This is a genomic window from Streptomyces sp. NPDC020747 (assembly GCF_044334695.1).
In the GTDB taxonomy this organism is placed as follows: domain Bacteria; phylum Actinomycetota; class Actinomycetes; order Streptomycetales; family Streptomycetaceae; genus Streptomyces.
The window spans coordinates 23,546-35,324 of sequence record NZ_JBIRTJ010000014.1 but is presented as its reverse complement, the minus strand read 5'-3'; the positions used below and the strand labels follow the sequence as shown (position 1 = coordinate 35,324).

Annotated in this window: 5 protein-coding genes; 3 read left to right on the top strand and 2 right to left on the bottom strand. The window is 70.3% G+C overall.

The annotated features are described in order from the left end of the window. Positions 1-85: 85 nt before the first annotated feature. On the bottom strand, positions 86-1,480 hold the full coding sequence (locus ACH4YP_RS32535; RefSeq protein ID WP_361058632.1) for a metallopeptidase TldD-related protein: 1,395 nt from the start codon (positions 1,478-1,480) through the stop codon (positions 86-88). Further along, positions 1,477-3,000, bottom strand: a complete 1,524-nt coding sequence (locus ACH4YP_RS32530; RefSeq protein ID WP_361058630.1) for a TldD/PmbA family protein — start codon at positions 2,998-3,000, stop codon at positions 1,477-1,479. The genes ACH4YP_RS32535 and ACH4YP_RS32530 overlap by 4 nt, the downstream gene beginning before the upstream one ends. 356 nt (positions 3,001-3,356) lie before the next feature. Here ACH4YP_RS32530 and ACH4YP_RS32525 point away from each other — a divergent pair, with 356 nt between their 5' ends. The 3 genes from ACH4YP_RS32525 to fabG all read left to right on the top strand — a co-directional run bounded on the left by ACH4YP_RS32525 (position 3,357) and on the right by fabG (position 11,777). After that, entirely contained in the window at positions 3,357-9,104 is a 5,748-nt protein-coding gene (locus ACH4YP_RS32525) for a hypothetical protein (RefSeq protein WP_398494331.1), read from the top strand. Between the two features lie 5 nt (positions 9,105-9,109). Next, the gene (locus ACH4YP_RS32520) at positions 9,110-10,597 is read left to right on the top strand and encodes a hypothetical protein (protein ID WP_398494329.1); all 1,488 of its coding nucleotides are present in this window, start codon (positions 9,110-9,112) and stop codon (positions 10,595-10,597) included. Between the two features lie 463 nt (positions 10,598-11,060). Continuing rightward, entirely contained in the window at positions 11,061-11,777 is a 717-nt protein-coding gene (gene fabG, locus ACH4YP_RS32515) for a 3-oxoacyl-[acyl-carrier-protein] reductase (RefSeq protein WP_361058624.1), read from the top strand. The last annotated feature ends 2 nt before the right edge of the window (positions 11,778-11,779 follow it).

Genomic DNA, 11,779 nt, shown 5'->3' with positions numbered 1-11,779 from the left:
CTCGTGTCTCCTTGGATGTTCTTCGGTCAGCCGGGGATCGATCTTCGGGCGGCCGGGATGTCGGCCGACCGCGAGGCTATCGAGGTTATACGCCCTGACTGACAGAGCTCATATTGAAGTCGGGCACCCGCAGGGCGGGCATCGCGGCCCTGGTGAACCAGTCGCTCCACTCGCGCGGCAGCGTCTTCTCCGTGCGCCCCGCCTCGGTCGCCCGCCCCAGCAGGCTCACCGGCGACTCGTTGAACCGGAAGTTGTTCACCTCGCCGACGACCTGGCCGTCCTCGACGAGGTAGACGCCGTCCCGGGTCAGCCCGGTCAGCAGCAGCGTCGCCGGATCGACCTCGCGGATGTACCAGAGGCAGGTCAGCAGCAGGCCCCGCCCGGTCGCGGCGACCATGTCCTCCAGGGACTTGTCCTCGCCTCCGTCCAGGATGATGTTGCTGATGCCGGGGGCCACCGGCAGACCGGTCAGGCCCGCGCTGTGCCGGGTGCTCGTCAGATGCCTCAGCTCGCCCTCGTGGACCCACTCCGTGGGCCGGAGCGGCAGTCCGTTGTCGAAGACGGAGGCGTCGTCGCCGGAGGAGTGCGCGAGCACGAAGGGCGCTGACTCCAGGCCCGGCTCGTTCGGGTCGCCGCGCAGGGTCAGCGGCAGGTCGGTGAGCTTCTCGCCGACGCGCGTCCCGCCGCCGGGCTTGCTGAACACCGTCCGGCCCTCGGCCGCGTCCCGGGCCGCCGACGACCACATCTGGTAGATCAGCAGGTCCGCGACCGCGGTAGGCGGCAGCAGCGTCTCGTACCGGCCGGCGGGCAGCTCGACGCGCCGCTCGGCCCAGCCCAGCCGCGTGGCGAGCTCCGTGTCGAGCGCCGCCGGGTCCACGTCCTTGAAGTCCCGCGTGGAGCGGCCGGCCCACGCCGAGCGCGTACGGTCCGGCGACTTGGCGTTCAGCTCCAGCGTCCCGTTGGGCTGGTCGTGACGCAGGCGCAGACCCGTGGACGTACCGAGATAGCTGGAGACGAGCTCGTGGTTGGCGAAGCCGTACAGCTCGCGTCCGCCCGCACGCGCGCGTGCGAACGATTCGCCGAGCGCCGGGGCGAAGTCCGCGAAGACCGCCGACGAGGTCTCGGCGGGCGCGTCCGTGAAGTCGGGGGAGACGGGCACGCCCTCGACGAGCGGCTGCGCGTCCTCCGCCGGACCCGCGCCGCGCGCCGCCGCCTCGGCGGCCCGCACCAGGGGCTCCAGCTCGTCCGGGGTCACGGCCGCACGCGAGACGACCCCGGACGCGGTGCCCTCGCGCCCGTCCACGGTGGCGACGACGGTCAGCGTGCGTCCGCGCGTGACGCCGTTCGTGGTCAGCGCGTTGCCCGCCCAGCGCAGGTTCGCCGACGAGTGCTCGTCGGCGATCACGACACAGCCGTCGGCCCGGGACAGTTCGAGGGCGCGCTCGACGATCTCGTGCGGCTTGTTCGTACGAGGGCTCATCGACCGGCCTCCTGCGTGGTGTTCAGAATGTTGACGCCCTTGAAGAGGGCCGACGGGCAGCCGTGCGAGACCGCCGCGACCTGGCCCGGCTGGGCCTTGCCGCAGTTGAAGGCACCGCCCAGGACGTAGGTCTGCGGGCCGCCGACCGACGCCATCGAGCCCCAGAAGTCCGTGGTCGTCGCCTGGTAGGCCACGTTCCGCAGCTGGCCCGTGATCCGCCCGTTCTCGATCCTGAAGAACCGCTGGCCGGTGAACTGGAAGTTGTAGCGCTGCATGTCGATCGACCAGGACCGGTCGCCGACGACGTAGATCCCGCGGTCGACGCTTCCGATCAGGTCCTCGGTGGACATCCCGGCGGGATCGGGCTGCAGCGACACGTTCGCCATGCGCTGTACGGGCACATGGCCGGGGGAGTCGGCGTACGCGCACCCGTTGGACCGCTCGAAGCCGGTCAGCCTCGCGATGCGCCGGTCCAGTTGGTAGCCCACCAGCGTCCCGTCCTTCACCAGGTCCCAGGACTGCCCGGCCACGCCCTCGTCGTCGTACCCGATGGTCGCGAGCCCGTGCTCGGCGGTGCGGTCACCGGTGACGTTCATCAGCTCGGAGCCGTACCGCAGCTTGCCGAGCTGGTCGAAGGTGGCGAAGGAGGTCCCGGCGTACGCCGCCTCGTAGCCGAGCGCGCGGTCCAGCTCGGTGGCGTGGCCGATGGACTCGTGGATGGTCAGCCACAGGTTGGACGGGTCGACGACCAGGTCGTACACCCCCGCCTCCACGCTCGGCGCCCGCATCTTCTCGGCGAGCAGCTCCGGGATCCGCGCGAGCTCCGACTCCCAGTCCCAGCCGGTGCCCGTGAGGTACTCCCAGCCGCGGCCGACGGGCGGCGCGATCGTGCGCATCGAGTCGAACTCGCCGCTCGACTCGTCGACGGCGACGGCGGTCAGCTGGGGATGCAGCCGGACCCGCTGCTGCGTCGTCACCGTCCCCGCCGTGTCCGCGTAGAACTTGTTCTCGTGCACCGTCAGCAGCGAGGCGTCCACATGGCTGACGCCGTCCGCCGCGAGCAGCCGCGCACTCCACTCGGCGAGCAGCCCGGACTTCTCCTCGTCCGGCACGGAGAAGGGATCGATCTCGTACGAGGAGATCCAGGTCTTCTCGGCGTGCACCGGCTCGTCCGCGAGCTCCACACGCTCGTCCGAACCCGCCGCCCTGATCACCTGGGCCGACAGCTTCGCCATCGCCACGGCCTGCGACGCCACCTTCGCGGCACTGTCCATCGTCAGGTCCACACCCGACGCGAACCCCCAGGTCCCGCCGTGCACCACACGCACCGCGTAGCCCAGATCCGTGGTGTCCGAGGACCCGGCGGGCTTCGCGTCCCGCAGCCGCCAGGCCGCGCTGCGCACCCGCTCGAACCGGAAGTCCGCATGGTCGGCGCCCAGCGCCCTGGCCCGCGCGAGCGCCGCGTCGGCCAGGGCCCGCAAGGGCAGGGCCAGGAATGACTGATCGACCTCATGAGCCACGAGCGGGTCTCCCCTTCGGTGTGATGACTGGCACGTCGAAGTCAACCATGGAGGACTGACCGCCCGTTCATGGTTCCACCCGAGGTCCGGACGGCATTGCGCCATCCCGGTCGAACCATGGCGCCCCAACTGTCTGATGAGGTGTCAGGAACGTTGGTGGCAGACCAAATTGATGCGACGAGGTGGCCGGGTGGGGTGATGGGTGGCACCATCACGTCATGCAGGGGTGGGGGAACGAATTCCGTGTGTGGCTGCTGTCTCTCGACGAGACTCAGATCCGGCGCCTACTGGCCTGGCACCCGTGTCTGAGGAACCAGGGGTGCGTCCACCGGCGAAGCGCCAGGACGCTGCAGGCGGTGACACGCCGCGAGGTGAACTCGGCCCGGGTGTGGCTGTCCAAGGCGAAGGAGCCCCAGCTCGTCTCCCTGGCGATGTGCGCCCTGGGATGGACCTCCCGGGCACTGCGCGAGGAGTACGGCTTCCCCGAGGAAGTGGTGGCGGCCCCGTCCGTCGATCAGCTGCTCGTGATGCTGGAGGTGCTCGAACCGCCGCTCGCGCGCTGCGTCTTGTACGGGCTGATCTCGCCGGATGCGCACGAGGTCCCGGCGGCGGCCCTGGCAGTGGCACATCAGGCGCGCTTGAGCGTGGCGGCCGACCGGGAACCGCCGCCGAACGCCAGGGAGGTGGGCGGGACGTATGCGTCCGGGGCGGATGAGGACGAGTCAGGCAGCGAAGGAACGGAAGGCACCGCGATGACGATGGCGGCGAAGGACGAGAGCGGGACCGGCGTGGCCGCCCGGGAGCGGTCGCTGACCTCGGACGACGTCGTTACGGAGCTCAGACGGGCTGGAACGGATCTCGCGGACAGACTCCGGGAAGCCGCCGACGCCGTCTTCGCAGGGTATGGAACCGAGGGCCTGCGGTTGCGTGAGGACCTGGACGCCTGGGCCGAACTGCGCGCACGGACGGCGACCCTGCTTGCCGGAGAGGGCGGCACCTGGCCGGTGGACGCCGGCTACGAAGAGCTCACGGCGGAGCTCGGCAGGATACGCGAGGAGCGGGATGCCGAACTGGGCCTCCTGCGAGAGAAGGTAACCCGGTACGAGGGGCTGGTCGCCGAGGCGGGGGACGAGGTCGAGGCGGCAGCTCTCCGGAGCGCTCTGGAGCGGGTGCGGCTGCGAATCGCTCAACTCGTCCGCGATTCGCCGGAGGCGGTCGGGGCACCCCCGGAAGCCCCGGAAGACGACGAGTGCCCGGACTCTGCCCCCGCTGAAGCCGTCGGCGCCACGACGTTCGGAGCCGACGAGGAGGCAGGGGAGGAGGCCGAGGAGACGGGAACCACCACCGCAGACGCCCCGGAGCCGGCGGACGCCGAACCCGTTGAATCCGCCGCGGTGGAGGACCCCGCCGGAGCTGCGGGAGCGGTACAGACCGGCGAACTCGCGCAGCCCGCCGTGGTCGTGGAGCCGACCGCCACCCCGCCGGCCGTACCGGGCTACGAGCCGGCGGAACCCCCTGAGGCCGCGGCCGTCAAGGAGACGGGGAAGGCACAGGGGGCTCAAGACACCGAAGACGCGTCCGAGCCGCCCCCGGCGCGAACCGCCCTGGGGCCGACCGGTACGACCTCGTCCGCCGCGCCCCCCTCCGTGGCCCCGGCCCCGGAGGGCGACGAACCGTGGCGCGTCGGTGCACACGGTCTCGAATGGGACGCTCGCGCACCCTGGGACAGCGGCGCGAGCTCGCCGGTGGCACAGCTGGTACGCACCGGGCGCCTGGCAGAGGCGTACTGGATGACGAGCGCCTCCGACGAGTCCGAGTGGCGCTGCCAGGCGCTCGGCTTCGCCACCGGCGCCTTCGGCTGCGCGGGCGAAGCCGAGGCGACACAGATCCAGATCGCCTACGACGTGGAACCGCAGGACCTGGCCCAGGACCGCGAAGCCCACCTCGTCGCCCTCGTCGCGGCCTTGCGCACGGGCCTGACCGATCGCTGGCCACATGCTCTGGTCAGCGACTTCACGATGCCCTCCGGTCTCTCCGCTCCCTGGCAGGAACTGCTCACCGTGCTGGTCACCGCGGTCAGGGACTGCCGCACCTTCGAACCGGGGGCCGTCGAGGCGGACGCCGGAGCGGAGACCAGGCTCACGCCGCAGGACATCGGCGAAGCGGCACGCGTGCTGCTGGAGGACCTGCCTCGCCGAAAGATTCAGTACCAGCGCGCCTCAAGAGTGCTGCAGTACCTGTGCGGTTCGGCGGGCGAACTCGGCAACGCCCTGCGTGCCCTGGTCCACTGGGCGAACGGCGAGGGCGATGCGCGGGCCTTCCAGGAACTCGGCGAGACACTACGCCGCAAGGATCACATCGACCGCCTCATCGAGGAGAGCGACAGCCGCTTCCGCACACCCAAGCAGGCCAAGGAGCCCATCCACTCCGGGGCGCTGCGCCAACTCCACGCCGCTGCCAAGTCGGTCGGAGAACTGCTGGCGAAGGCCGACGCCGTAGCGACCGGCCTGGCGCGGCGTGACGGTGAGGCGGAAGCGGACATCCCGCAACTGTCCACGGTCCTCCGCGAGGTGAAGGCATACGAGGCACCCACCGGGGTGGGCGGAGCTGCCCTGGGGCTCCTGCGCTCATGGCTGTCCGGGACGATCCGGGTCCGGGCGGGCGCCGACGTGGTGACGAGCGCCGACGACCCCACCAGGCCGTCGGCCGACTGCCTTCTCGCCCTGCCCGACCTGCCGCGGGACGCCGACGGTGACGTGGACATCGAGGACCAGCGGACCGCCCGGCGCATGGCGCCGCTGCTGGCGCCTCCGGCGCCGGAAGAGGCGCTGCAGCGGTACCTGGAACGCGGTGACCTCCATTTGGCCCGGGCTCTGGTGCGGCGGGTCGAGCGTGACCCCGACGACAGCGGAACCGTGGACGCCGAATGGTGCGAGCAGGCGAGCCGGCGTCGGAGGGAGGCGGAGAAGACCTGGCGGCGCAAGGTCGCCGATCGCCACCGCGAGGCCGCCGGACTGCTCGCGCAGATACGCACGCTCAACCTGATGCCACCCGACACCGAGCGCGAGTTCACCGGCCGGCTCCAGCAGTTCGCGGACGGTGACGAGGGAGGCCGCTACCGGTACGCCATCGCAAGTCTCGCGGCCCTGGTGGGGGAATTGGCCGAACTCGTCGGCGAGTCCACAAGCAGGCTGCGCGAGGACCTGGACAGACTCCGTCTCGACCCGGACAGCCCGCTGGACGAAGCGGACCACGACCGCATCCTTCGGCTCATCAACGAGGGTGACACCGTCACCGCTCAGGAGTTCCTGGCCCTGGTCGGCGGGGGAGGCAAGCTGCCGGACCGGCCGGTCGACGACGACGCCGAACTCGCCCAGTTCGTAGCCGGTCTCACCGGGCCCGGCACCCCCACACCCGGTGGCGAAGGCGTGCACGCAGCCTGGTGGGCCCAGCGCTACAGCTCGGGCAAGCAGTTCACGCCGGCCGCGGAGCTGGGCCTGGAGTCCTGGAAGGCCTTGTGCACCAAACGCGGGCGCAACAGCGAATGGCAGCAGCACCTCCCACGCGTGCTGAGGCTGCTCGGACTGGAACCGACCGGCTCGCTCAACCCCGAGCGGCCGGAACAGGGGGCGCGGCGCCTCAAGGTCCGTGCGAGCGTCGCCGAAGGCGCCGGATACGTCGCGGCTCTCGGTTCCCGTGCCACCTCCTACACGATCCTGCTGATCTGGGAGGAGCAGCGTGCTGACGGCCCGCTGGCCCATCTCGAGGACGCGGACGTCGACGCCAACATCGTGCTCTACCTCCATCCGCTCGGCCTGGAGGGGCGGCGGGGCCTCGCCGAGTCCGCGCGTACCAGGGCCCAGCAGGCCCTGGTCGTCGATCCCGCGGTCTTCGGCTGGATGGCCGCGCGTGCGCCCGGGGCGTTTCGGGCCCTGCAGCGTGTGACGCTGCCCTGGACGTCGTACAACCCCTACACGCCCTTCGTCGCGGGGCTGGTGCCTCCCGAGGTCTTCTACGGCCGTGACGAGGAGATGCGGGAGGTGATGGACCAGGCCGGCGGTCTCTTCCTCTACGGCGGTCGGCAACTCGGCAAGTCCGCTCTGCTGCGGCGGGTCGCCGAACTCTTCCCCAGCCGCTCGGAGTCCAACATCGCGGTCTACCTCGACCTGCTCAAGGCCGAGATCGGGCAGGCGGAATCCCCCGAGCAGATCTGGCAGTTGCTCGCGGAGGACCTCAAGCGGCGCAATGTCATCGACCCGAAGAGAGTGTCCGCGGGGGCCGGTCCCGACATCGTGGTCAAGCACATCAGGACCTGGCTGGACGAGGACGACTCGCGTCGACTGCTGATCCTCGCTGACGAGGCGGACGCGTTCCTGACAGCCGACTCGCGGCGCGTCTTCCGGGCTGGTGGCGAGTCCACCTTCCCCAACGTCAAGCGTTTCCAGCAGCTCATGGAACAGACGGACCGCAGGCTCAAGGTGGTGTTCGCGGGTCTGCACCAGGTGCAGAGGTTCGGCGAACTGTCCAACGTGTCGACGGCGCACGGCGGGCCGGACGTGCTGGTCGGCCCCCTCAACCAGCACGCTGCCGTACGGCTCGTCACCGAACCGATGGCAGCCCTTGGCTATCTCTTCGACCGCCCCCAACTGGTCTGGCGCATCCTCGCCATCACCAACTACCAGGCCAACCTGGTACAGATCTTCTGCAGCGAACTCGTTCGCACGCTGCAGGCCCGCCCGCACAGCGAGCCGGAGCGGCCCACCCTGGTCACCGAAGACGACGTGCAGGCGGTCGCCGCCTCCGAGACCGTACGCAGGCGGCTCGCGGAGCGACTGCGCTTCACCATCAACCTCGAGGACCGCTACCGCGTTCTCACCCTGGTCGTCGCGCTGCGCAGTCTGGAGGACGGCTACCGGGGCGACTACACCGCCAAGCAGTTGCTGCTGTGGGCGAGCGAGGCGTGGCCGGCGGGCTTCGAGGAACTCGGCGTGAAACGGGTGGAGATCTACCTCACCGAGATGGTGGGCCTGGGCCTGCTCGTCCGACTCGGCGACCGCTCCCGGTTCGCTGTCCGCAGCCCCAACGTGGTGAACATGCTGGGCACCCGGGAGGAGCTCGAACTCGAACTGAGCGAGACCGAGTTCAGCCTGCCCTACGACTACAACCCCCGTGCCGCACGCCGTCTCCTGGGCCGTGACCCGCGCAATCAACTGCAGCGGTACAGCCCGCTGACCGAGGGGCAACTGCACGAGGCGGCCCAGCCGGGCGTCACGGTGGTCGGAGTGACGGCCCTGCATCGGCCGTCCCTCATACTCAAGGCGGCGTCCGCGTTCGCCGAGGCGAGGGGGGTGGAGGTCCGCCGGTGCGAGGCGCGTGACGATATGCGCGTCGTGCTCAAGGACGCGTCCAGGGTACGCAAGAACTACGTACTCCTGGCGGACCTCAGGGGTTGCGGGGCGGGGGAGCTCACCACCGCCGTACGCAACTGCGTCGAGCACGCGGGGCCCGCCGCCGACAAGATCGTGCATCAGGAGGAGGGGCGCAACCGCACCGGCAACCGCTCGGTGCTCGTCGTCGCGGACATCGAGGCCGTCGGCGCCCTTCAGGGCACGTGGGACGGGGAACGGCTCCCCGTGCGCTTCTTCCAGCCGGAGCGGTGGACCGTGGACGCGCTGCGGGCGTGGCCGGAGTGTCCGTTCGTCTCCCGCTCGGAGCGCACCCGGCTGGTCGAGGCCACCGGAGGTTGGGCGCAGTGGGCCGAACTCGCCATCGCCGAGGTCGCGGTGAAGGGTGCGACGCTCGACAGCGCCCTGGGATACGTGCGACGGACAATCGACAAGTCTGTCAACGTGGACGCGCATCTTGAGCAGTCCGGACTCGGAGAACGAGACCTGGAACTGCTCGGCATGTGGAACGCCTATCTAGAGGAAGGGCAGGGAGTTCCTGTCGACGACGTCGAGGCCGCGACCGGGCTCCCGACACCGGAGACGGAGGCGTGGCTCGGGCACCTGGACCAGCTGGGCGTGCTGGACTCCGTGGATGGCGGAATCGCCGTCGATCCCGTCACCTTCCGCGCTGTGCGGGCGCGCTTCGTCGAAGGGTGACGTGGATGGACCTGCCCGCCGAAGAGCTGTGCCGACTGCCAGGTGTACGTCGGCAGTTGGGGCGCCTCGCGGCCGACCTCGAAGCCGGGCTCACCTGTGTGTGGTTGCTGCCCGACGACATGGTGACGACCGGCTACGCCGAGGATCTCCACCTGACGGCCCTGCACCAGTCGCCCGAGCGGCTGAACCTGCCACGACCGCCCACAGACACAGGCGGCCGTGTGACTGGGGCGGCATTCGAGGCGGTCGGCTCGCACATCGACGATCTGCCGGTGCTCGACGACTACGACGACGGATTCGACATCGGATGGGAACCCACGCCGTCGCGGTCCAGGACTGACGTGGTGACCACGGAGCTCGCCCCGTCGGACCTCGTGGCAAGACTCGCCAAGGAACTCTCGGTGGCGCCGGGCGAGGTGACAGAGACGCTGGTCCGACCGTCGGCGCGCTGGTATCCCGTGATCGGGATCCAGGCCTGGACCGAGCCGGAACCGCCGTGGCGGTCGGGGGAGCGGGCAAGTGAACGGGGACAGGACATCGCTCGCCTGATCCGGGTCCTTGGCGCTGCGGTCAAGGAGGCGGGCCTCCCTCCGGACGCCCGGCCGAGACTGCTCGTCACCGCCCGAGTGCAGGACCTTCCCGCCCTGCTCCCGGACGAGCTGGAGCTCGACCTGGCGGTGACAGCCGTCCACTGGTGGTGGGGTGTCATAGGGCGACTGGACACGGCCACCGTGGTCTCGGCCAGGGGCGACCACGGCGGGCACTCCTCCCGCAGGGGCGGAGAGGCCTTGCGCAGCCGCATACTGCGTGCTGTCCGCGAGGAAGTGGTGAGTGAGGTGTGCGGGCCCAATCTGGGTCTCGCCGTCAGTCTCGCGGGGAGCTGGGACGGCAGCGACCGCACCCTCGACGACTGCCTGCGTGCATGCCTGGCCGACGGGCCCGTCCCGCCCACCGCCACCGGCTCGGCAGGGCACGGTGTGTCCGGGACGGAGCACAGGCCTGGTGCGAACCTGCGTACCGCCTGGGCTCTAGGCACGGTGCAGTCCTGGGAAGGCAGGCCCCGGCATCATCCGGCCGGCTGGTACTCCGACGGTCGCACAGCACGCCCCGACGCACTGACCGTCCTGGTCAGCCAGGCGCAGCAGCGAGTCCTCCTGCCCTGGATCGAGGAGGCTCGTCGACGACTGGCGATCCTCGCCCTCCCCTGCGCGACCAGACCCGTCATCGATCTGGTCTCGCGCTACATCGAGCGCCCGCCGACGGACTTCCGGACCCACCCACGGCGGGCGTTCGAAGGCATAGAGGTCGGCCCGATGCTGAAGGCACACCGCGACGGGCAGTTGAGCCTTCCGGCGAACGAGGCACGACTGCTCGAAGTGCTGGTCACGGCCCGGAACGTGCTGTCCCACCGGGGTGTTCTGTACGACGCCACGCTGAACACGCTCTGCGCCGAACTGGCCCGGGCGGACCGAAGATGGGCCCAGGCCGAGTAGCCGTTGCTCCGCCTCGCTCTCCCGTCGGAGGGGAGGCCCGAGTTGTCTCGTGGCCGCAGCCGCGACGGCCCCTGCCATGTAGGCACACACTGCTGTGCCCTGCCGTAGCGAGGGAGCCCGGCATGAGCGCCATTTCCGTCCGCGAGCTCTCGTACAACCCCAGCGCGGTCTTGGCACGTGTCGCAAAGGGCCCGCTACTCCGACCTCGTCGCCGGCCGAGCGCGAGGACGACGACCGTTGATCCGCATGGATTCCTCGGTCCTGCCGACCCTGCCGACGGGTCGTGCGAACGCGGACGCTCTGCGGGACTTCCTCGCCGAGCGTCCCGGGCTGACCGGAGTGCGCCGACTGTAGGGATCCGACAGCAGGCACGGTACGTCACTGTCGGTGCCCGATTCTCCGTACGGGGGACGGGGCCGATAGGTTTTCGAGGTACCAGACCGGCTATCGAAAGGGTGATCCGTTGAGCCGCTCGGTTCTCGTCACCGGAGGAAACCGGGGCATCGGCCTCGCCATCGCCCGCGCTTTCGCCGACGCGGGCGACAAGGTCGCGATCACGTACCGCTCGGGTGAGCCCGCAGCTCTTCGAAAAGAAGGGTTCCTCGCCGTCAAGTGCGACATCACCGACAGCGAGCAGGTGGATCAGGCCTACAAGGAGATCGAGGCCGAGCACGGCCCGGTCGAGGTGCTCGTGGCCAACGCCGGAGTCACCAAGGACCAGCTGCTGATGCGGATGTCCGAGGACGACTTCACCTCCGTCCTGGACACCAACCTGACGGGCGCCTTCCGCGTCGTGAAGCGCGCCAACCGCGCCATGCTGCGGGCCAGGAAGGGCCGTGTCGTGCTGATCTCGTCGGTCGTCGGGCTGTACGGCGGTCCGGGCCAGGCCAACTACGCAGCCTCCAAGGCCGGCCTCGTCGGCTTCGCGCGCTCGCTCGCCCGTGAGCTGGGCTCGCGCAACATCACCTTCAACGTCGTCGCGCCCGGCTTCGTCGACACCGACATGACCAAGGTGCTCACCGACGAGCAGCGCGAGGGCATCGTGAAGCAGGTGCCGCTCGGCCGGTACGCGCAGCCCGAGGAGGTCGCCGCAACGGTGCGGTTCCTCGCCTCGGACGACGCCTCGTACATCACTGGAGCCGTCATCCCCGTAGACGGCGGACTGGGAATGGGTCACTGATC